A 17,075-nucleotide genomic window follows, 5' to 3' on the forward strand; every position below is an offset into this window, starting at 1 on the left:
CGAAATGCAATAACACCGTGTCGCGAAGCGGATATTTAAGGGGTAGACAGGATGGTGGAAAAGTCACCAATTACGATTACTGAAGTACAGGAGATAAAGAAGCTGGCAAAGGATGCCAATCAGCGCGACGAATTTGCCAGAGAAAAACATGGCGTTCGGAGTTACAGGGAATTACTTGTGATGCTGCGCAATGCCCTGGACTCTAAATGCACGCCAATCGGTAACTGGTGCATTGAGTGCAAAGATTGCGGCTACGCTTTCAGCCCGAAAGTAAAAGGTGAACGTGACGCGCACCAGACTGTGCATTACGCCTATGAGAAACAGCAGATGTTGGCTGAGGGTGAGCGCTCCCCATTGATCGGGTTTGAAATTGAAAAGTCCAATGCAATGAAAGCGCTACAGAAGCCCGAAGCGCTGGAGAAGCAGTACGAAAACCTATTAACTATCCTTCACACTTGGTATCGAAGATCACGAGCAAGGGCAGACAGCGGTGGATACACAAAGATTCACCCCAATTACTTCTTGTACGCCGCGATGGTTGCGCGCCAGGTAATGCGGCTATCGCCTGCATGCAGAAAGCCATACTTGGAAGAGTTCGGGTTTTACGATCAAGACGGACAAAATAATTTTCCGTCCGTCCCCCCAAACAGTGTTTTCTGGTTACCGCCAGATGGCTATGTGGACGAAGACGTTGCCAAAGCAGAGAAGGAGCTCTACGAGCGTATCTTGAGGAATATTCAGCAAGAGAACATCAAGCCGGCTCAGCCAATCTCAGAAAAATGGTCATGGCACGAGCAGGGGTAGCCGGATGGTAAGCGGGTGCCCTGAAGACATGCCCAGCGCAGAAGCTCGGGTAGTTCCCCTCAAGAGATAGACATTAGAAGCAAAAGAGATCCCTCCAAGTCTGGTGGGATTTTTTTTGCCTGAATGTTTTCCACGGAAAGTGGGGGTAAGCCTGTGGATAAAACCTACCGCGTGGTATGCCACGGTGCCGGGAGGGGTTCGATCAATAAGTGATCAGTCCGGTATTGGGATTTTGCCGGGCATAGGGATAATCCAGGCATTGCAACAGGTAGCACACCAATGCTCGATCTCGACAACCTTGAACAAAAAGCCCGACAGGCTAAATGCGGGCCTTGGCATCAGATCCGAGCGGAGTACGGCCACCAGATAGTGATTTACTCGAGCGAGGCTGACTCCTTGGGGGACGAGGCCAGCGAGGAAGACCTCAGCTTCATGACCAGCTCCAATCCTGACGTAATGCTTGAACTCATCCGCCTTGCCCGGATCGGGCAGCAGCACCTACTCGAAAAGGAACACCAATGAGCCGCGACACCTACGAATCGAACATCGCCTTCATCGACGCCACGGTAAAGCGCCTGGAGCGCAATGAGGTGAGCATCGACGAGCTGGAGACCCTTGCTCGCGAATTTGCGGACGCTCGCAAGTTCTGTGCGGATCGACTGACCCGCATCGAGAGCGTTGTACAGGCCACCTTGGGTGGTGATGACTCGCAGAGTGCTGACCGTGGCTGAGGTCGCCGAACAGCACCTGACTCTTAGCACCTACCTGACGCAGGTACAGCGCGCTATCCGTGCTGCGGTACCGGACAGTAGCTGGGTGGTTGCTGAGTTGAGCGACTTCAAGCGCCGGCCCAACGGTCATTGCTACATGGACATCCTGGAATCCCGTGACGGATCTGAGGTTGCGAAGGCTCGCTGCACGATGTTCGCCAACGTGGCCGGCAAGGTGCTGGCTGAGTGGCAGCGGGTAACCGGCGGCTTGCCTCAGGCGGGGATGAACGTTCTGCTGAAGGTAAGGGCGGAGTTTTCCCCCCAGTATGGTTTCTCACTGATGGTGACCGGCATCGACCCGAGCTACACGCTGGGCGACATGGAGGCCAAGGTTCAGCAGATCATTGCCTCCCTGAAGGAGCGTGGTTGGTTCGATCTCCAGAAGGGGCTTCCCTCACCAGGCGGGTTCTGGCGTGTGGCGGTGGTGGCTCCGCATGAGGCGGCGGGGCTGGCAGACTTCCGTCGTGATGCCGAGGTCATGGATCAGGCCGGAGTGTGCGGGTTCGAGTATTTCGGGGCGACGTTCCAGGGTCGCGATGCTTCGGAGAGTCTGCGGTCGGCGCTGCGTGCGGTGCATGAGCGTCACCAGCAGGAGGCATTTGATGCTGTGTGCATCATTCGCGGCGGTGGGGCGAAAGCGGATCTGGCCTGGCTCAACGATGCCAACGTGGCTGCGTGGGTCTGCCGCCTGCCGGTACCCGTCTTCTGCGGCATCGGTCATGAGATTGATGAGTGCGTGCTCGATCTGGTGGCCAACCGCCGGTTCGACACCCCGTCGAAGGTGATTGGCTTCATCAAAACGGCCCTCATGTCCGAGGCCTCGACGGCTCGTGCCCGCGTTGAGCGAGCCAACAGTCTGATACTTCGGCTAGTAACCGGTCAGGCTCCGGCGCTTGAGCGCAACTGGAACACCTTCCGGCACTGGGTACGCGAGGCACTGCACAACGAGCACCGTCACCTGCTGGAAGTTCAGGTCAGTCTCGACAAGGGCCGAGACCGGCTCGTCGGACAGCAGCGCATGGCCCTCCAGCTCGCGCAGGATCGTTTTTCGCGCCTTGGCGCTGGCCTCTGCGTATCTGAGCGGCAAAAGACAGTTCTAGCAGCATCCCAGGTCGTTTCGCTGAGTCGAGCCTTGCTTTCGAGGGAATCTTCCCGCCTGACACTCGCGTCAGCGATCTTCGACAAGACCAATCCACTGGCTCTCCTGGATCGAGGTTTCGCCCTGGTGCGCGGCCCGAGCGGGGAAATCATCAGCAGTGCTCAGCAAGCTCGCGCCGCCGGCACGCTCGATCTAGCATTCGCCGATGGCCATGTAACCGCAACAATCCAAATAGGAACGCGACCGTGACGCCCACCACCCCCGCGCTGAAATTCCTCAAGCTCGCCGTCAAGACCAGCTTTGAGATCCACGCCGACCCTGCCGAGTCGATCTACGACGAGTGCGTGCGGCAATTCCACATGGAAATTATCGCCACCGATGGAACCGACGATGAAGACGAGGAGCTGGTTGAGATTTCTGTTGGACGCCTCACGATTGCGCACTTGAGATTCGATGTTGCGCTCAACCTAGGCAGTGACCCGATAATTGTTGCCGACTCAATTGCCGGCGATGTGTTGGAGGTCTGCGAACTGGCCTACGACGAAGATAAGCCGCTTGTGGAGGAAGGTATGCACGGCGATTCCCTCTTCGTGCTCCGATACAACCTTGAAGAGCGTTGCCGTGGCACAGACCTGGAGTGCGAAGCGCTGCGCGGCGCACTCATCGGGCTAAGCAGCGGTTGCTCCAAGGCCTTCATGCGTTGCAGTGTCATGGCCAACCCCAGTCGCCCAGAAAGCGCCGCTAACAACGAGGTCGCGCTGCGTTTTGCCAATCTCGGGTTTCAGCCAGTGAGCCTGGGCAACGACATGCTCTGGCTGAACCTGGAGTCCAGGTCATTCTGGGAGTGAGGAAGTAGCGCGATTTCCGACCAGAATCACGTCAGAAATCGAGACCTGCCATTTTTTTGTGGGGATAGCATTACCCCTTATCCCAACCCCACAACAGGTCTTATGGCTACATGACAACCACAGGCATTCAACCAACTCCGCAAGATAAATTTCTCCCTGGAATCTTCCGCTCCGAAGCCAAAGCATTGGTATCGGAACTGCACTCCTTGCCGACCATCTTTGCCGCAACGATAGCCCTGAGTGACGAGGATGCAGAGAAAGGACTCAAGGTGATTTCAGACATTTTCGGGTCGTGTTATCGCCTTGGCCATCTCCAGATGGCAATTCTGTCCGAGGGGGATGAACTCTATGGTTACGCCATGATCTTCATGCTGCCTGGCACCGACCTGCGGTACCTGCACAAGATCCATGTGCTCTATCCGTACCGAGGGCAGGGACTCGGATCAATACTGTTGCGCCACCTGCTAACAGATCCGCTTTCGCTGTCCCTCATCTGCCCGCCAGACAAAGTGCCCTTCTACCAGCGCAACGGATTAAGGCTCGATGGGCCTGTAGCTGTGCCTGGAGGGGAGGGCTTTAGCTTGTCAGAGGGGCTGTATTCCGGTGCTGTGGTGATGTCCAATTCACCAGAGAGAAGGCCTGCTCCGATCTTTATGCTCAACGATAAAGACATTCGTGCAGTGTTTGGTCTCTAAAGCTGAAAGCCCGGCATTGCTCCGGGCTTTTTCATTTCTGGACTACTGAGCCAGCGCGGCGTTCACCTTCACCAGCGCTTCCTGCGCGCACACCAGCTCCGGCTGGATGAGCTTCAAGCCGGCCAGGTCGCGGCTCATGACCTGAACGCAGTTGTCGAGCGCAACTTGAGCGGCCTGTAGGGCAGTCATCAGCAGGGCGGATGTTTGCTCCGGCACCGCATCTGGCACCGCATCACCATTGGGCCGCAGGTGTTTATTCAGCACCAGATACAGGTGGGGGAAAATGAGCTGGTCGGCGACGCCAGCGTTCTTGGATGCCTTGAGCGAGACTTCCTCGGCGATAGCAATGAGGGTGGTCTTGTCGATGGTGTTGGCGGGCATCAGCGTTCTCCAGTAGGTGACTACGCTCAGGCTCGCATTGGTTTGGGGAATCCCAAGTCGATGGGGTTCAATTCTGGCCTAACTGGGTCTGAAGCTGGCTACGCAACTGATCCAGTTCAGATTTAAGGCGGATATTTTCCTCTCGGAGCGCTTTGTTACGTTGCTCGGCATGCCACGACTGGCCCTTGCTGGCACTGAAGCGGATGGCCTCAACGTCCTCTGGGCTCAGCGTTGTAAGCGGCTGATCGGCCACCAGCATTAGCTTGCCTTGATCCCAGTCGAAGCCGGGGTTTATGTATTTGACCTCGACGCATGGCGTCCCTCCGATCATGCCCGGCTTGAGAATCGGAATGACCAGCTTCATGGGCCGGCGGCTATGCTCGGTCTCGAAGCGCTGAAGGGTTTGCATGACCAGGGTGAGATCCACGGTGTCATCCTCGGGGGCTAGGGTAGTGATGGCGTTGTCGGATTGAACAGTGGCAGCGAGGCGAAAAACTCGGCGTTCAGTTCGATCCATCTTCTGATCTGTTCCAGCGAGGCTTTTGCTGTCTCGTTTTCGTGCGTGCAGATCAGGAAGCGTTTTCCGTCCTGGGTTTCGATGAAGTCGTAGCCGATCAGGCTGCCGATGCGGACGACCGGGGCAGTGCGGATGCTCTGGCCGGGCTCGTAGCCCTCGACGCAGTAGGCTTTGCCAACGGTGTGAGCCATAACGAACGCCCGATCAATGATCCCATCAAACTCCAATGCGCTCGCGGTGGCCGTTTTCTGTGCCATCCAGATTCTGGTTTCCATGATGTTCTCCATACTGGCCGCAAATCTGCGGTCGTTTTGGCTGCAACTGGTCAGCCACGTCCGGGGTTGTCTGGCTCTGTTACTCCTTGCCGCCGGCAGTGGCATTTGATTGCAGGGTGAACACCGCCGGGTACCACCAGCGGATCAGGCCGATGAGGTTGGTCGCGACGAAGAAGCCGTTGAGCATCAGCAGACCCCAGGCTTGCTGGAGAAGCGCATAGCCGCAGAGGCTCAGGCTTGACGCGAGGAACATCCACCAGCCCCACGGGGAGACGCGAGTGTTGCTAGAGATCATGAGCGCGCCGAGCACACCGCAAATGCTTCCGATCCACTCGAAATACAAGGTCATGCCGTCACTCCAGATTGAGGCGGATTTCTTCCGCTTCGATTTCGTCGATCAGCTTGCATGTCGCAAGCCTGTTTTGTACTGAGCAGGCCAGAGCGTCTGGGCGGTTACGCTCGTTGGCCACGATGAGTTGGGCCTTCCAGATCACACCGGTAGTTTTCGGATCTGGCTCCGCGCCCTTGGCGGCGGCAATGCGCGCCTGCCGGTAGGCGAGCGTCCATTCCGAGCGGGTGGCATGGTAACGACCAAGGCCGGGTTTGCGGGGGAAGCACATGGGTAATGCCTCAGTTGGTCGCAAATTTGCGAAGGGAGGACGCGAGATCGCCGTCCCACACCGCCCCAGACTTCGAGCTTTCACCGTGGTAGACGTTGAAGGTTTCGCCCCGGCGGATGTTGTTCGGCACGCAGGCCCGGCGCACACATGGATGGCCCTGAATGTCGTAGTCCTGGTAGCCGTTGCTCGAGGCAACGAGAACGGCGCTGATCTGTAGAGTCATCGGGACTCCCTCCTGAAGTTCGTTTGATTCGATGATGCGTCAGGGTAGGGAAAACCCAAGGAAGGAGAGGTCGAATTCAGGCGTTATTCCGGTCGGAATCAAAATCGGCGGGGACGTAGGGGTCGGTACCGGCAATTGCATCTGCACCGGGGCGCAGAGAAAGGAGGGCACCTAATCCCAAGCGGCGAGGGCAGGAAAGGAGCCCTTTCGGGCATCCCTCCAGGTGCTGCGATCAATCTTGCGGGTGGCCTACTAGCTTCCAGCGCGCCGGCAGCGGGCGGAACTGGCAGTTTTTCATGCTGCCGTATGCCATGTTGCTGCTCTTGATCTCCGTTTTACTGCCTTCAACGAACGTGAAGTCCAGCAACCCGCAGAACTCGAACCGGGCGCGAGCCATGTCGGAAGAGCCTTTGAGAGCCCCGCCGCTGAACTGGCCAAGCTCGGTCCTGATAGCCCCCTTAGCATCCACAACGGCGATCTCGGCCACTTTCCCGTAGAACTGAACGTAGTTGCCAGGCGTGGTTGGGAAGTCGGTACGGGAATCAAGTCCGCAGCCGGCGAGCAAGCTGATGGCGAATACCAGGGGGAGTGCATTACGCATAGTGGTTCCTCGGTTTTGTTCGGTTGACGCCACTGCCACTATTCAGCGCTGGCGTGGCCAGAAAAGATTTGCTCGCAATCTCTGGGACGTGTTGGTGGAAACCTCCCCCTGGAGACATGCGAAAAGAAAGGCTCACCGGAAAGTGGGCCTTGCTCGTTTGGGCTGAATTTATCCCCCAGCATGCTTAGACCAGCTCTTCCTGGATGGGATTGGGGCGCTTCTGGTGCGCACACTCGTCTTCGGCCATCCGAATAGCAAGACTGAGGCGCATCCGGTCTTCACGAAAGGAGCGAATCTCCATCACCAGCTCATACGCTGGCCTGAGCAGCATCGCGATGGCGGCATATCCCAGCACAAAGCCCACCGCTGCGCCTGTGTACGGCGACTTGAGCCCTAATGGCTCGTAAAAGTGAGCACCGGCCAGGGTCGTCACAATCGCATAGCCAAGCAGCGGGACGATCATCAGGATGTCTTTGATCCCGTTTCGGGAGCTCATTCTCGTTACCTCTTCCTGTTGTTGCTTGGCGCTTGCGCAGGGCAGGCCTTAGTTGCCAGAAATTGCGGGCATTCGCAGACGCCATCCCAGAACACGAAACCGAGCTGGCCGCAGTGAGGGCAGCAAGCATCCTTGCCTCCCTGTGCTTTTCCTCGTTTTGCCTTGGATGGCGGGCGCTGCCGGGTCATCTGTTTCTGCTTAGCGGATGGTTGATCGCGGCACGAAGCCACGCACATCAGTCGTCACGCGGGCGACCTTAGTTTTCGTCCTGATCCGGAACACGCCGGGGTCGTCTTGGCCAACGACCTCGAATCGCTGGGATGGCTCCATGGGCAGGCAGCCTTTCGAGACCGCGAACTGCTCAGCCTGCCCATTCTCGCCGGCCTCGACGATCTTCCAGTAGGCGATAGTGGTCTCAGCCTCCGAGCACATGAAGAACGGCGCGTCACCAACGAATTTCGGGGTGCGCTTGGGCTGGCTGTTGCGCGGCGCGAGCTGGTCGAGGCTGGCGTAGGCCTCTACCGGCACTCGGGTAATGAAGTCGGGCACGAACCTGATTTTGGCCGTGATGCCTCTCTTCTCGGTGACCTTCACCGGCCAGCCGAACTTGAGGACGTAGCAGTCCGGATTGTTGTAGGCGTTGTTCAGCGCCTCGGGGGTCCTGCAGTAGATCAGGTCGTCGACCGGCTCCATGATCTCCGGCTCAGCCGCATGAGCCGCGCCGATGAAAGCGCCGATGCTCAGGGCTAGTGCCAATTTCCGCATGTTCTTCTCCTTCAGATTGGAGCGAGCATAAAGCGAAACGTCAATCCGGTCGCCAAAGGCATCGTTGTGGATCGATGACCATCGTCTCCCGAGCAAGCCAGAACCCAAGTCTCCTATCTGCAAGCAGACAGATTTTTTCCTTCTGAGATTCCAGCAAGCACAGCCTACCCATCCAGGTAGGGAGGATTGAGCAATTTCGGGCGCTTAAACCGTCTGAAAACGAGCCCTGGCCTCGGGTCAGCTCTGTAGGCTTATCCCGTAGACCTACACGAGGATTAACAGCATGCAAATTTGCAGCCTCACCACACTTGCCAAGCTCAGGGCTGACCAGGCCGATTGCCAGTTCGCGGTTCTGTCGCCGAAAAGTCTGAATCTCCAGCCTGGCGATGACCCGTTCACAGCCGCACCGGCTCAGATTCTTGATTTCATCGAGAAGAACCGCTGGCGGCACAGCTACTGCATGATCGGCCTGCCCGACGCTCCCAACGAGATGATCGAGCCCGGTACCGTTGTCATGTGCAGCAGCCGGCCTGGGCTCATGCACTATCTGCTCCGCTGGCACGCCCTGCGCGTCGCGCCGGTTTGGATCGATTCGTTCGACACCCTGCCCATGAGCGAACAAGCTGAACGGCAAGCCGATATCGATACGCTCCAACGGTCGCGCAAGATGCTGAAGGATGTCGATGGCTGGTACCAGACTGACGAAGAAATGTTCTCCCTGGCTTACAAGACCCTCCGCACTGGGTACTGGGATCTGGTGAACCTGCCTCCGCTGGACAACCTGCTGTGGCCGAGCGGGGACGAATTCGGCCTGCGCAACCCCGCCCTGACGCAAGCCATGATCGAGGTGGGCTATGTTGAAGGCGTTTTCTCCATGATCGAGCGCAAGACAGCCTTCTGCGGCCAGGATGTTTCCGTGCCGGCGGACAAGCTGTTCGGGGTTGCGCTGATGACGCCGGAATCAGGCCACGACCTGATGATCCGTCTGCACGTCCAGGTCGAATCCAACCGCGCAACGAGCGAGCACGCCCGCCGGCAGCGCGCCACCGCTTAAGGCAATTGAGTGAGGCCAGGTAATGCTGAATCGACGTTTCCCCGTTCTGGTCGCCAGTAAGCGTTATTCGCCTGAATTCCAGAGCGACCCGCAGTACGCGAAGAGCTGGAAGGCCGTCTTGGAGAAGGCATACGGCACCCATGCCGTCTGCCAATGCCCGAGCAGTGGAGACCGTAAGCTCTCCATCAAGCGCCGCGAGGACAGCGACGGTTTCCACCTGGCGCGCTTCGCCGGTACCGGCCACGAGCACTCCAACGAATGTCGGTTCTACGCCCCGGCCCCAGAGCGATCTGGAATGCAGGGTTATGATGTCGGCGTAGTGGAGGAGGGCGATGATGGCAGCATTCGCGTGCGGTTGGCCCGAGGCATTCGCGTGCAAGCGGCCAGAGCCGAAGGCGGCGAAAGCTCCGAGGAGAAAAAATCTCCCGGCAAGCGCAAGCCGGCCATGACTCTCCTGGGCCTGCTGCACCTGCTCTGGTCTGAGGCCCGGATCAACGCCTGGTACCCGGCAATGGAGGGCAAGCGCAATGCCGGCATCGTGAACTACGCGCTCCTGCAAGCCGCCGAGCGGATCTCCGCGAGCCGCATGAAGCTCAGCGACGTTCTGCTGCTCGCCGCGCTGAAGGACAGTAAGGACGCCGCTCGAAACCAAACGGTTGCCATGTCGGCCATCTCTCGGGATTACCGCCTGGTGGCTGTTTCACCGCTGGCCCGCTACAACGCAGACCGCCATGCGGGCGACCTGCTCAAGCTGCCGCTCTCTGGCCCGTTCGGAATGCCTGCACTCCATCTGCCGCCGGCTGTATGGGCAACCACCGTCAAACGCTTCGAGCGGGAGATTTCTGCTTGGAAGCGTGGCAGCCGGGTCATCGCCGTAGCCCAGGTCACGCCGCGCAACGGTACTACCGTACCTCAGGCAGATGTCGTGGAACTGGCCCTGATGCAGGTGAGCGAGCGCTGGATTCCACTCGACTCGGACTATGAGGGGGTGATCGAAGCCCGCCTACACGCCGCCGGGCGCAGCTTCGACAAACCGCTGCGGTATGACGCTGACGAAAGCGAGGTATTCCCTGATTTCTGGCTGCTCGATGCGGGGAAAGACTTCCCCCTGGAAGTATTCGGCATGAACACGCCTGTCTACCTCGAGCGCAAGGCTGTGAAAACGGCCTGGTACAACCGAGAGTACGGTGGCGATGGGTGGTGGTCGTGGAACGCGGCCAGCGACCCGCAGGGAAAGAATGTCCCTCCGTTCCCGGAGAAGACGCGGCGATAGCCAGCGCAGGACGAAAAAGCCCGGTGAATGCCGGGCTTTTTTTGGTTCACCGAAACTGGCGGGTGTGATCCGGGGCTGTTTCCGTCAAGTCGGGCGGGCCTTGCCGGTCGCGGGCTCAGTATTCACCCGGCGGCCAGGCTCCGTCGTCTTTGCCGCCGCGCCCCCGCCACCACATGAACACTAGGAACGCCACCAGCAGGACGCCGGCCAGCTTCAGAAAGATCAGATCGTCATTCATTGTTGTTCTCCACGGGCCGACATGGCCCATTTACAGCGTGCCCGTGGAGCAACACCCGAAACAATACGGCAGCGGGGCAAAAGTCGGGTATACAGCACGCCGGCCCACTTACGTCTGGTTTCATCGGCTTTGGTGGCCAAAGCCAATTCTCCTTAACATTTCGCGGACAACTGCTCAGCTTGAAACCAGTGGGTTTCCAATCGATTGGTGACCTCGTATTCATATACATCGCCATCTACATGACGAACGCTTACTACAGTGCCATCTGTGAGGCTCGGGAAAGTCGCGTCGTTCACTTGGACGCGAGTGGTTGGCGTGAACTGAGGTGGCGGTGGAACTGGGCTGGGTTTGTTGTCGTCAAGGTTCTTCGCGGTGACTTTGAACGTGAACCCCGATTTCTGATCCTTCATTACTGTGTGGCTTTCGGGGATACCCTGGGCCAGTTGCTCGCAGGCTTCCTTGAGCGCCTGCTGTAGATCCTCAGGCGTGGCCCCGCACACGTTTAACGCTACATGGATATGGAAGGGCAGTTGATCTGCGGTCTCGTGTTGCTCGATGCTCATGCGGTGCTTTCCTATCTGTGACCAAGCCCATGGGGCCCGGCATACCGGATGGTGCCAAATCGGCAACCATCACCTAATCGTCCGTTGACCACTACTCCCCTCGGCGTAGGGGTCGATTTACCAATCTCTCCGTTATGCGTAGCGCGCGGGTTATTCCGTCACGCGGCTCGTATCCCGGGCCAGCCTCGCCATCGCTTTCGCTAGCTCGGTGGCCGTCTCGGCCAGCTCACGGTCCAACTGCTCACCTTTCGGGCCGAATCCCGGGTGCATCGACCAAGCGTGGTAGGCCTGACGATAGCTGTTCAAGGCAGCCAAGGCTGCGTGATCCAGGGTAATCGTCAACGGCCCGTCGAGAATCGGCGGCGGTGTACGGATATCACTCATTGCGGGGGTTCCTTTCAGTTGTGACAGGTCACGCCTGGGGCGCGGTACGGTGTGCGGCGGCCACTTCGCGGGCGGTCGCTTCCTGATCCAGTGCTTCGCGCTCAGCCTCATTAATCACACGCGCATCGCGCAGGCCCAACAGGTAACCATCGGCGCGGCACTTGGCACGCGCAACCAGGCTTTGCGTTTCGGCCACGTCGATAGCCCGCAGCAGCCAATGCCAGCGCGCTGCCTGCTCGGCGCTCAAACTCTTGCGGGGGTCAATCGTGCTCATAGCGGGGCGGGTTCCTCTCAGCGGGCGGGCGCAGCGGCTAGCGCGTGCTCAAAGGCCGCGTGCGCCTCGGCCTTCAAGTCGTCATGGGCCTGGCGGTCGATCACGTCAGCCCAATACAGCGCACCGAGCCAGCCGTTGATATAGCCGTAGTCGTTGGGCGCGTCGTGCGGGGTCGTCGCGGCCACTAGGGTGCGTATTTTGTCGCGCAGGCCGGCAAGGGTGCTGGGGTTGTTACGGTCGCTCATGGGGGCGGGTTCCTTTCAGTTCGTGACAGGTAACGACTCGGCTACGACGGTGCAATGATCCAGAGACACGCAACTACCCTGCGCTTCGATCCACACGACCGCCTCGCAGCACATCACAGACGCCTCGCTTCGGGTCTTGCTGCGATGCGTCTCGCCTCGTCCTTTGAATTCCTCAAAGCTGACAGTGGTGCCAATCGGGTGCTTGGCGTTCCAGTCGATGACCTGGGCCTGGGCGTGCGCTTCCTGCTGACGCAGAGTCATTCCTTTCTGTGCGGGCATATCGGGTTCCTTTCAGTGTGTCACGTCGATGGCGAACACCTCGACCGGCTCGGCGCCGAAGTGCGGGTGCGTGATGGTCGTCAGGCGGTAGCCCTTCCAAGGCAACACCAGCCGCCGGGCCGTGTCCCCGCGCTTCGGATAGCCGCGTGTCAGCTCGATACAGTCATAGGCGCGACCCTCCAGACGGCGGCGCCAGTACGGCGTCACCTGGCGGAACTCTTCAGGCTTGGTGCCGGCCTTGATCTGGTCGAAATACTCGCCTTTCAGGGGCAGGGTGAGCGTTCGCATGGGGCGGGTTCCATTCAGTAATTCGATTACCTGATACCAGGATAACGGCTGTTAGCCAAAGCCCAAGTAGGGCATGAATTTTCTCACACAGCTGAGCGCGCTGAGAGCTGAGCGATTTCAGGCGATAAAGGCGTTGGAAAGCGAACTTTCTGGGCTGGAGGCATCGGTAGCATGGTGGCAACTTGGCTTTACCCGCTGCACGGGTAGAACAGGTTCATGCCACCGAACTGGAGCCTGATATGGCCAATGCTGTAAAAGCTGTGCAAGACGAAACCCGCCTGATAGACCGAATGATGGCTGATCTCCTCGATGCGACCGACAACGAAGCGGACTTGCACTTAGCCCTCGTCGCTCACGCTGAAGATATTCGGAGCCTTGCCGAACTGTGCGAGCAAACCGGGATCTATGCCCACGCCGAACCCCAATTCACCGAATTCAAGGCACACCTGGAAGAGAGCACTCCGCCGGCTGATCGCCTCGTTGCATCCTGGCAATGGCTACTGGATCGGATTGTGACCGCACCGACAATGCTGCACATGCGCGGAGCTGTTCGGTTCTGCATTCCTCTTGTTGCAAGCTACCTGCCTCCGGTCGACCAGGCGGTACTCATTGAGGCTGTGACCAGGGCTGTTGAGATTTTGAAAAATCCTTCTCACATTGATTACTGAGAACCCCGTGAAAATCATCTCCCTCATTCTGGCCGCCGGCATGACGGCCATTTCTTTGCCTGCTCTTACCTACCCCCTTACCTTTGAGCAGGCCAAGGTCGAGCTTCGGCAGAAGGTCTTTTTCGACCGCAACACAGCCGGGGATCTGTACTGCGGCTGCAACTGGCAGTGGATGGGCCGCTCTGGTGGCCGGATGGATCTTTCTTCATGCGGCTACGAGGTTCGGGCACAGGTCAACCGCGCTCAGCGCCTGGAATGGGAGCATGTGACCCCTGCTTGGGTGCTAGGACATCAACGCCAGTGCTGGCAGAAGGGCGGGCGCGAGAACTGCGCGGCCAACGACCCGGTATTCCGGGCGATGGAAGCCGACATGCACAACCTCTGGCCATCGGTGGGCGAGGTCAACGGTGACCGCAGCAACTTCCGCTACAGCCAGATAGTTTCCGCGCCTCAGCAGTATGGTGCATGCCAGACCCGCGTGGACTTCAAGCAGCGTGTGGCTGAGCCCCGTGATGAAGCCAAGGGCCAAGTTGCCCGAATCTACCTGTACATGCACGACCGCTACGGCCTAAGCATGGCCAAGCAACAGCAGCAGCTATTTTCTGCCTGGAATCGCCAATACCCGGTGACAACCTGGGAGCTGGAGCGAGATCAACGGATTGCGCGGGTAATGGGGCACAGCAATCCGTTCGTAACCGGCGAACGCACCTGGACGATTGGCCAGCGGCCATTGGGCGAGGGGTTGGCTGAGTTCGGTGAGCAGCGCACTCGGCCAGTGCAGCAGGTATTGGCTGCTCAGGCTTCGACAGCACCTGCCAAGGCTGTGATCGGTTCTCCCGTGATCGGCAACCGCAATAGCCATGTCTATCACCTTCCAGAGGGCTGCCCGAGTTATGACAAGGTTGGCCAGCGGAATCGGGTCGAATTCAAGAGCGCCGCTGCCGCAGAATCTGCGGGGTTCAAACGCGCAGGAAACTGCCGGTAAATCGCACTGCGTCTGAGGGGGATCAATGACACTGGATGATAGGGACTACATGCGAGAGCGGGGAGAGGAGGGCCTTCAGGATGATGATGCGTACCGTGCAGCCCCAAAGGGGGCATGGCCGCATGACCCGGATTCCGACGCTGCCGACCACTACAGCGGCCCAACCAGGAGGAGCGGTAAGTTCGTTTCCTTCATAGTCGGCTCGGTGTTCGGGTTCCTGCTGGCCTGCCTATTCGCGATCCTTGGTGTAAAGGCTTTCGGCTGGGGGCTCACTGCGATGATCCCGATTGCCAAGCACTTCATCTGAACGCAGCTTGCGCGCACAAAAAAGCCCGGAAATCCGGGCTTTATGCTGTCTGCGACTGGTGGATTCCAGCGCAGTTCACACCTGCCGCTGAACCTGTTCCTTCCACTTGGCCATTGCCGATACCTCATCAAGGGCTTTCACGGTGGCGACGATTTCCCGATTGCCCAGGTACTTTGCGTTCTCGTCTCGGGTGCCAGGCCAGACGAACACTTCCCCGGTGTAGTTGCTGCTGATGATGCAGAAAGGGAGCTCAGGGGCTGCGGCTGGATTCGTGTGCATGCTCGTCCCCTTACGCGGCTGCCCGCGCTTCGCGGAAGGCCACGATCTCGTCGATGACGAAAGCATCGAGCTGCTGGTAGCCAACGCTGAAAAGATCCGACTTTGTTTCCTTCCACACGTCCACAGCCTGACGCAGCTCTTCCAGCGTGAATGGGGAAGTGTCTACCTCGGCATTGCCCTCTTTCCCGGTAGAGGTCAGCCAGAGATTGAGACGGCCCGTGCAGGCCAGTTCCATGCCCATGGAAGGGAAGTCGCAGATGTCATGATTCCACTCGTTGACCGAGCTGGAGAACATGGCCCAGACGGCAGGTGCGTACATCCGGGCTTCGCTGAGGTTGAGCTGGTCAACCGTGCCAACCAGCGTCTCGGCGCGCTCTAGCAGGGATTCGAGATACGGCCCTGCGAAGTGCAGGTAGCTCGGGGTTTCGTCGAAGGAGGAGTGGAGGGCGAGCCAGAGACCTTGGCTGGGCTTTTTCATGTCGATGATCCGTAACGAGGAAGGGAGGGCTACTGCCCTGAGGTGTTGAAACCACGGTAAGGGCAGCAGCGGAAATCCCAAGGCTCAGCAGGCTTCGCCACCGATCCGCGAGCCCAGCTCTGACAGTACAGCCTCATCCATGTCCAGATATGACCAGAACTCCCAGGCGACAGCCTTGAGCCGCTCTTCCTCGGGTTCGAGAACGATCTTTTCGCCCTCATCCTCGTCAAGCTCGACCACTGGGGCTTCAGTGCGGACACCTTCGCCTTTGCGATCTGGCGAGCGCTCGATGTACCAGCCGTTCTCAGGCCGCGTCTGGGGGTAGGCAGTCCACCCAGAACTGACCGTTACCGGGCCAAGCGGGGTTAGCAGGCAAACACTGATCAAGCCGCTGGCGTAGTCGGTCGGCAGCCCTGAACAGAAGCACTTTCGGACGCGAACCTCGATGGCAGCCGCTGGGGGCAGGGTGGTCATGCCCTCGATTTGCTCAACCAGAACAGCAAATTCGATCTCAGCCGGTGCGTCGGACAACGATCACCTCCAGCGACAGCAGATCCTCGATATGGTCTGCCGCGTCAGCCCGCAGGCGGCTTGCAAGGCGATCACGGTCTATGCGTTCGGTTTCGCTGGGATCTACCAGGACAACGACGAAGCCCTTGCTGCGCAGCTGCTCGATGACGGCGGATTCTTCGGGAGTTATGGGCACGGTGTTTTCTCCCTGGATTACAGCTGATCGAAGGCGTCTGGCATGCAAAGAGCGAATGAGCCCCCTGCAATGGTGAGATTGCGCTCGCCATCGTTCAGGCACTCGGTTCGATGGGTGAGCATGAACCGCTGGATGCGATCAACCTGATCGACCTCGAGGGATGTGCCAGGTACATGCGCGCCTTGGAAGCGCAGCCAGTCGTTGCTGCGCTTGCTGGGCATGAGCTTCATCGGAACTGGACGGAGCTCGAGCACAAGGCCGGATTTAGTCTTTACGGATAAGGACGGAGTAGGGACGGACATAGGAGCCTCTCTGAGTTGGTGATGGCTCCAACATAACTGCCGCCCTATAAATCCCAAGGACTACCGCTTGGAGAAGCTCTTGCGCAACTTCTTCAGCGCCCGGCGCAGCCAGGAGCGATTTTCCGGGTGCCATGTCCGCCACTCACCGTCCATTGGGCCGGTGACACGGGCATCGTCATGAAGGCGAACCAGGAAGCGAGTGAGGGTGTTGCAGGACGGGCAGTGCCCAACCGCTTCGACTGTGTAGGATGTTCGCGCCTGCCGCAGGACGACGCCACGCACGTTCTGCACTGGAAGGTATTTATTGCAGGAACGGCACAACCCTTTGAACTCGCTCCAGCGCTGGCCGTTCTCGAATGAGACCGGAAGCTGGCTGTCGATGGTCGCCATGCTCCAAAGCTCGCGGTCACGGTCAAGCGGTTCAGACCGTTTCATGTGCAGCTCCGGGCTTTTGAGCGGGCTTTTGATTAGCCGCGGTAGTGCGACGCCGTGCTATGCGAGCATGCGTCCGCGCCCGGTGGCGCACTGCAACATAGCGGACATAGTGATCGGGAATGCCCGCCGGTATCCGGCCCCCGTGGCTGGCCGCGAGGCGCAGGATGTCGATGAAGGCTGTTGCAGGCATGGCGTTCGCTCCGTTGAGATAGAGAAAACGCTA

33 protein-coding genes are annotated in these 17,075 nt (G+C 58.9%); 11 read left to right on the plus strand and 22 right to left on the minus strand.

From position 1 onward, the window contains the following. The first annotated feature begins 54 nt into the window (after nucleotides 1-54). The 6 genes from FFS12_RS14255 (at nucleotide 55) to FFS12_RS14280 (ending at nucleotide 4,216) form a co-directional block, all read left to right on the plus strand. Nucleotides 55-804: a hypothetical protein gene (locus tag FFS12_RS14255; RefSeq protein ID WP_137887545.1), complete on the plus strand. Its 750-nt coding sequence runs from the start codon at nucleotides 55-57 to the stop codon at nucleotides 802-804. Nucleotides 805-1,083: 279 nt separating this feature from the next. Next, nucleotides 1,084-1,326, plus strand: coding sequence for a hypothetical protein (locus tag FFS12_RS14260; RefSeq protein ID WP_137887547.1), 243 nt, complete (start codon nucleotides 1,084-1,086; stop codon nucleotides 1,324-1,326). Continuing rightward, a complete protein-coding gene (locus tag FFS12_RS14265; RefSeq protein WP_137887549.1) occupies nucleotides 1,323-1,535 on the plus strand; it encodes an exodeoxyribonuclease VII small subunit in 213 nt (70 codons plus the stop codon). The genes FFS12_RS14260 and FFS12_RS14265 overlap by 4 nt, the downstream gene beginning before the upstream one ends. Continuing rightward, nucleotides 1,519-2,922 carry an exodeoxyribonuclease VII large subunit gene (gene xseA, locus FFS12_RS14270; RefSeq protein ID WP_256657396.1) on the plus strand — a complete coding sequence of 468 codons (1,404 nt, stop codon included), beginning with the start codon at nucleotides 1,519-1,521 and terminating at the stop codon, nucleotides 2,920-2,922. The genes FFS12_RS14265 and xseA overlap by 17 nt, the downstream gene beginning before the upstream one ends. Further along, nucleotides 2,919-3,521, plus strand: a complete 603-nt coding sequence (locus tag FFS12_RS14275; protein ID WP_137887553.1) for a hypothetical protein — start codon at nucleotides 2,919-2,921, stop codon at nucleotides 3,519-3,521. The genes xseA and FFS12_RS14275 overlap by 4 nt, the downstream gene beginning before the upstream one ends. 110 nt (nucleotides 3,522-3,631) lie before the next feature. Then, on the plus strand, nucleotides 3,632-4,216 hold the full coding sequence (locus FFS12_RS14280) for a GNAT family N-acetyltransferase (protein WP_137887555.1): 585 nt from the start codon (nucleotides 3,632-3,634) through the stop codon (nucleotides 4,214-4,216). A 42-nt stretch (nucleotides 4,217-4,258) separates the two neighbouring features. Here the strand turns inward: FFS12_RS14280 and FFS12_RS14285 are convergent, their stop codons facing one another. The 9 genes from FFS12_RS14285 to FFS12_RS14325 form a co-directional block, all read right to left on the minus strand. Then, on the minus strand, nucleotides 4,259-4,597 hold the full coding sequence (locus tag FFS12_RS14285; protein ID WP_137887557.1) for a hypothetical protein: 339 nt from the start codon (nucleotides 4,595-4,597) through the stop codon (nucleotides 4,259-4,261). 67 nt (nucleotides 4,598-4,664) lie between these two features. Next, nucleotides 4,665-5,024 carry a hypothetical protein gene (locus FFS12_RS14290; protein WP_137887559.1) on the minus strand — a complete coding sequence of 120 codons (360 nt, stop codon included), beginning with the start codon at nucleotides 5,022-5,024 and terminating at the stop codon, nucleotides 4,665-4,667. A 17-nt stretch (nucleotides 5,025-5,041) separates the two neighbouring features. Continuing rightward, the gene (locus tag FFS12_RS14295; RefSeq protein ID WP_137887561.1) at nucleotides 5,042-5,389 is read right to left on the minus strand and encodes a hypothetical protein; all 348 of its coding nucleotides are present in this window, start codon (nucleotides 5,387-5,389) and stop codon (nucleotides 5,042-5,044) included. Nucleotides 5,390-5,468: 79 nt separating this feature from the next. Beyond that, on the minus strand, nucleotides 5,469-5,738 hold the full coding sequence (locus tag FFS12_RS14300) for a nicotinamide mononucleotide transporter (protein WP_137887563.1): 270 nt from the start codon (nucleotides 5,736-5,738) through the stop codon (nucleotides 5,469-5,471). A gap of 4 nt (nucleotides 5,739-5,742) precedes the next feature. Continuing rightward, entirely contained in the window at nucleotides 5,743-6,009 is a 267-nt protein-coding gene (locus FFS12_RS14305; protein WP_137887565.1) for a hypothetical protein, read from the minus strand. A gap of 10 nt (nucleotides 6,010-6,019) precedes the next feature. Next, entirely contained in the window at nucleotides 6,020-6,232 is a 213-nt protein-coding gene (locus tag FFS12_RS14310) for a hypothetical protein (RefSeq protein ID WP_137887567.1), read from the minus strand. 232 nt (nucleotides 6,233-6,464) lie between these two features. Further along, nucleotides 6,465-6,833 (minus strand): hypothetical protein, encoded by a 369-nt coding sequence (locus FFS12_RS14315; protein ID WP_137887569.1) that lies wholly within the window; start codon nucleotides 6,831-6,833, stop codon nucleotides 6,465-6,467. A 184-nt stretch (nucleotides 6,834-7,017) separates the two neighbouring features. Then, complete coding sequence (locus FFS12_RS14320) at nucleotides 7,018-7,329, minus strand: hypothetical protein (RefSeq protein WP_137887571.1); 312 nt, start codon at nucleotides 7,327-7,329, stop codon at nucleotides 7,018-7,020. Between the two features lie 198 nt (nucleotides 7,330-7,527). Beyond that, entirely contained in the window at nucleotides 7,528-8,094 is a 567-nt protein-coding gene (locus FFS12_RS14325; protein WP_137887573.1) for a hypothetical protein, read from the minus strand. A gap of 283 nt (nucleotides 8,095-8,377) precedes the next feature. Between FFS12_RS14325 and FFS12_RS14330 the strand changes: the two genes are divergently transcribed. After that, nucleotides 8,378-9,148 carry a hypothetical protein gene (locus FFS12_RS14330; RefSeq protein ID WP_137887575.1) on the plus strand — a complete coding sequence of 257 codons (771 nt, stop codon included), beginning with the start codon at nucleotides 8,378-8,380 and terminating at the stop codon, nucleotides 9,146-9,148. Nucleotides 9,149-9,170: 22 nt separating this feature from the next. Then, nucleotides 9,171-10,421 carry a DUF1173 family protein gene (locus tag FFS12_RS14335; RefSeq protein ID WP_137887577.1) on the plus strand — a complete coding sequence of 417 codons (1,251 nt, stop codon included), beginning with the start codon at nucleotides 9,171-9,173 and terminating at the stop codon, nucleotides 10,419-10,421. Nucleotides 10,422-10,536: 115 nt separating this feature from the next. Here FFS12_RS14335 and FFS12_RS20255 read toward each other — a convergent pair whose 3' ends face one another. From FFS12_RS20255 to FFS12_RS14365, 7 genes are all read right to left on the minus strand, one after another. Beyond that, entirely contained in the window at nucleotides 10,537-10,659 is a 123-nt protein-coding gene (locus FFS12_RS20255) for a hypothetical protein (protein ID WP_256657397.1), read from the minus strand. Between the two features lie 152 nt (nucleotides 10,660-10,811). After that, complete coding sequence (locus FFS12_RS14340) at nucleotides 10,812-11,222, minus strand: hypothetical protein (protein ID WP_137887579.1); 411 nt, start codon at nucleotides 11,220-11,222, stop codon at nucleotides 10,812-10,814. Between the two features lie 150 nt (nucleotides 11,223-11,372). Beyond that, entirely contained in the window at nucleotides 11,373-11,606 is a 234-nt protein-coding gene (locus FFS12_RS14345) for a hypothetical protein (RefSeq protein WP_137887581.1), read from the minus strand. Between the two features lie 28 nt (nucleotides 11,607-11,634). Then, on the minus strand, nucleotides 11,635-11,880 hold the full coding sequence (locus tag FFS12_RS14350; protein WP_137887583.1) for a hypothetical protein: 246 nt from the start codon (nucleotides 11,878-11,880) through the stop codon (nucleotides 11,635-11,637). Nucleotides 11,881-11,897: 17 nt separating this feature from the next. Then, on the minus strand, nucleotides 11,898-12,125 hold the full coding sequence (locus tag FFS12_RS14355) for a hypothetical protein (RefSeq protein WP_137887585.1): 228 nt from the start codon (nucleotides 12,123-12,125) through the stop codon (nucleotides 11,898-11,900). A gap of 15 nt (nucleotides 12,126-12,140) precedes the next feature. Continuing rightward, nucleotides 12,141-12,404 carry a hypothetical protein gene (locus FFS12_RS14360; RefSeq protein WP_137887587.1) on the minus strand — a complete coding sequence of 88 codons (264 nt, stop codon included), beginning with the start codon at nucleotides 12,402-12,404 and terminating at the stop codon, nucleotides 12,141-12,143. 12 nt (nucleotides 12,405-12,416) lie between these two features. Next, the gene (locus FFS12_RS14365) at nucleotides 12,417-12,692 is read right to left on the minus strand and encodes an ASCH domain-containing protein (RefSeq protein WP_137887589.1); all 276 of its coding nucleotides are present in this window, start codon (nucleotides 12,690-12,692) and stop codon (nucleotides 12,417-12,419) included. A gap of 239 nt (nucleotides 12,693-12,931) precedes the next feature. On the opposite strand from FFS12_RS14365, the gene FFS12_RS14370 reads away from it, so the two are divergent. Genes FFS12_RS14370 through FFS12_RS14380 form a run of 3 tightly spaced genes read left to right on the plus strand, consistent with a single transcriptional unit; the run spans nucleotide 12,932 to nucleotide 14,652 of the window. After that, nucleotides 12,932-13,360 carry a hypothetical protein gene (locus FFS12_RS14370; protein ID WP_171011883.1) on the plus strand — a complete coding sequence of 143 codons (429 nt, stop codon included), beginning with the start codon at nucleotides 12,932-12,934 and terminating at the stop codon, nucleotides 13,358-13,360. A 7-nt stretch (nucleotides 13,361-13,367) separates the two neighbouring features. Further along, entirely contained in the window at nucleotides 13,368-14,345 is a 978-nt protein-coding gene (locus FFS12_RS14375) for an endonuclease (protein WP_372239466.1), read from the plus strand. A gap of 25 nt (nucleotides 14,346-14,370) precedes the next feature. Beyond that, a complete protein-coding gene (locus FFS12_RS14380; RefSeq protein WP_137887591.1) occupies nucleotides 14,371-14,652 on the plus strand; it encodes a hypothetical protein in 282 nt (93 codons plus the stop codon). A gap of 75 nt (nucleotides 14,653-14,727) precedes the next feature. Here the strand turns inward: FFS12_RS14380 and FFS12_RS14385 are convergent, their stop codons facing one another. The 6 genes from FFS12_RS14385 to FFS12_RS14410 all read right to left on the minus strand — a co-directional run bounded on the left by FFS12_RS14385 (nucleotide 14,728) and on the right by FFS12_RS14410 (nucleotide 16,852). After that, nucleotides 14,728-14,931: a hypothetical protein gene (locus tag FFS12_RS14385; RefSeq protein ID WP_137887593.1), complete on the minus strand. Its 204-nt coding sequence runs from the start codon at nucleotides 14,929-14,931 to the stop codon at nucleotides 14,728-14,730. 10 nt (nucleotides 14,932-14,941) lie between these two features. Then, on the minus strand, nucleotides 14,942-15,409 hold the full coding sequence (locus tag FFS12_RS14390) for a hypothetical protein (protein WP_137887595.1): 468 nt from the start codon (nucleotides 15,407-15,409) through the stop codon (nucleotides 14,942-14,944). Nucleotides 15,410-15,493: 84 nt separating this feature from the next. Further along, a complete protein-coding gene (locus FFS12_RS14395; protein ID WP_137887597.1) occupies nucleotides 15,494-15,940 on the minus strand; it encodes a hypothetical protein in 447 nt (148 codons plus the stop codon). Continuing rightward, on the minus strand, nucleotides 15,921-16,115 hold the full coding sequence (locus FFS12_RS14400) for a hypothetical protein (RefSeq protein ID WP_137887599.1): 195 nt from the start codon (nucleotides 16,113-16,115) through the stop codon (nucleotides 15,921-15,923). The genes FFS12_RS14395 and FFS12_RS14400 overlap by 20 nt, the downstream gene beginning before the upstream one ends. Before the next feature lie 17 nt (nucleotides 16,116-16,132). Next, on the minus strand, nucleotides 16,133-16,336 hold the full coding sequence (locus tag FFS12_RS14405; RefSeq protein WP_137887601.1) for a hypothetical protein: 204 nt from the start codon (nucleotides 16,334-16,336) through the stop codon (nucleotides 16,133-16,135). 141 nt (nucleotides 16,337-16,477) lie between these two features. Beyond that, a complete protein-coding gene (locus tag FFS12_RS14410; RefSeq protein ID WP_137887603.1) occupies nucleotides 16,478-16,852 on the minus strand; it encodes a hypothetical protein in 375 nt (124 codons plus the stop codon). Nucleotides 16,853-17,075: the final 223 nt, after the last annotated feature.

Source organism: Pseudomonas sp. 2FE (genome assembly GCF_005503735.1).
Classification (GTDB): Bacteria; Pseudomonadota; Gammaproteobacteria; order Pseudomonadales; family Pseudomonadaceae; genus Aquipseudomonas.

What these genes read in the sequence shown, in the direction of transcription:
- FFS12_RS14370 (WP_171011883.1), top strand. Translation starts at nt 12,932, where the DNA reads ATGGCCAATGCTGTAAAAGCTGTGCAAGACGAAACCCGCCTGATAGAC.
- FFS12_RS14260 (WP_137887547.1), top strand. Translation starts at nt 1,084, where the DNA reads ATGCTCGATCTCGACAACCTTGAACAAAAAGCCCGACAGGCTAAATGC.
- FFS12_RS14380 (WP_137887591.1), top strand. Translation starts at nt 14,371, where the DNA reads ATGACACTGGATGATAGGGACTACATGCGAGAGCGGGGAGAGGAGGGC.
- FFS12_RS14410 (WP_137887603.1), bottom strand. Translation starts at nt 16,852, where the DNA reads ATGAAACGGTCTGAACCGCTTGACCGTGACCGCGAGCTTTGGAGCATG.
- FFS12_RS14280 (WP_137887555.1), top strand. Translation starts at nt 3,632, where the DNA reads ATGACAACCACAGGCATTCAACCAACTCCGCAAGATAAATTTCTCCCT.
- FFS12_RS14300 (WP_137887563.1), bottom strand. Translation starts at nt 5,738, where the DNA reads ATGACCTTGTATTTCGAGTGGATCGGAAGCATTTGCGGTGTGCTCGGC.
- FFS12_RS14295 (WP_137887561.1), bottom strand. Translation starts at nt 5,389, where the DNA reads ATGGAAACCAGAATCTGGATGGCACAGAAAACGGCCACCGCGAGCGCA.
- FFS12_RS14305 (WP_137887565.1), bottom strand. Translation starts at nt 6,009, where the DNA reads ATGTGCTTCCCCCGCAAACCCGGCCTTGGTCGTTACCATGCCACCCGC.
- FFS12_RS14315 (WP_137887569.1), bottom strand. Translation starts at nt 6,833, where the DNA reads ATGCGTAATGCACTCCCCCTGGTATTCGCCATCAGCTTGCTCGCCGGC.
- FFS12_RS14345 (WP_137887581.1), bottom strand. Translation starts at nt 11,606, where the DNA reads ATGAGTGATATCCGTACACCGCCGCCGATTCTCGACGGGCCGTTGACG.
- FFS12_RS14265 (WP_137887549.1), top strand. Translation starts at nt 1,323, where the DNA reads ATGAGCCGCGACACCTACGAATCGAACATCGCCTTCATCGACGCCACG.
- FFS12_RS14350 (WP_137887583.1), bottom strand. Translation starts at nt 11,880, where the DNA reads ATGAGCACGATTGACCCCCGCAAGAGTTTGAGCGCCGAGCAGGCAGCG.
- FFS12_RS14330 (WP_137887575.1), top strand. Translation starts at nt 8,378, where the DNA reads ATGCAAATTTGCAGCCTCACCACACTTGCCAAGCTCAGGGCTGACCAG.
- FFS12_RS14340 (WP_137887579.1), bottom strand. Translation starts at nt 11,222, where the DNA reads ATGAGCATCGAGCAACACGAGACCGCAGATCAACTGCCCTTCCATATC.
- FFS12_RS14385 (WP_137887593.1), bottom strand. Translation starts at nt 14,931, where the DNA reads ATGCACACGAATCCAGCCGCAGCCCCTGAGCTCCCTTTCTGCATCATC.
- FFS12_RS14355 (WP_137887585.1), bottom strand. Translation starts at nt 12,125, where the DNA reads ATGAGCGACCGTAACAACCCCAGCACCCTTGCCGGCCTGCGCGACAAA.
- FFS12_RS20255 (WP_256657397.1), bottom strand. Translation starts at nt 10,659, where the DNA reads ATGAATGACGATCTGATCTTTCTGAAGCTGGCCGGCGTCCTGCTGGTG.
- FFS12_RS14320 (WP_137887571.1), bottom strand. Translation starts at nt 7,329, where the DNA reads ATGAGCTCCCGAAACGGGATCAAAGACATCCTGATGATCGTCCCGCTG.
- FFS12_RS14335 (WP_137887577.1), top strand. Translation starts at nt 9,171, where the DNA reads ATGCTGAATCGACGTTTCCCCGTTCTGGTCGCCAGTAAGCGTTATTCG.
- FFS12_RS14310 (WP_137887567.1), bottom strand. Translation starts at nt 6,232, where the DNA reads ATGACTCTACAGATCAGCGCCGTTCTCGTTGCCTCGAGCAACGGCTAC.
- FFS12_RS14360 (WP_137887587.1), bottom strand. Translation starts at nt 12,404, where the DNA reads ATGCCCGCACAGAAAGGAATGACTCTGCGTCAGCAGGAAGCGCACGCC.
- FFS12_RS14365 (WP_137887589.1), bottom strand. Translation starts at nt 12,692, where the DNA reads ATGCGAACGCTCACCCTGCCCCTGAAAGGCGAGTATTTCGACCAGATC.
- FFS12_RS14390 (WP_137887595.1), bottom strand. Translation starts at nt 15,409, where the DNA reads ATGAAAAAGCCCAGCCAAGGTCTCTGGCTCGCCCTCCACTCCTCCTTC.
- FFS12_RS14325 (WP_137887573.1), bottom strand. Translation starts at nt 8,094, where the DNA reads ATGCGGAAATTGGCACTAGCCCTGAGCATCGGCGCTTTCATCGGCGCG.
- FFS12_RS14405 (WP_137887601.1), bottom strand. Translation starts at nt 16,336, where the DNA reads ATGCCCAGCAAGCGCAGCAACGACTGGCTGCGCTTCCAAGGCGCGCAT.
- FFS12_RS14285 (WP_137887557.1), bottom strand. Translation starts at nt 4,597, where the DNA reads ATGCCCGCCAACACCATCGACAAGACCACCCTCATTGCTATCGCCGAG.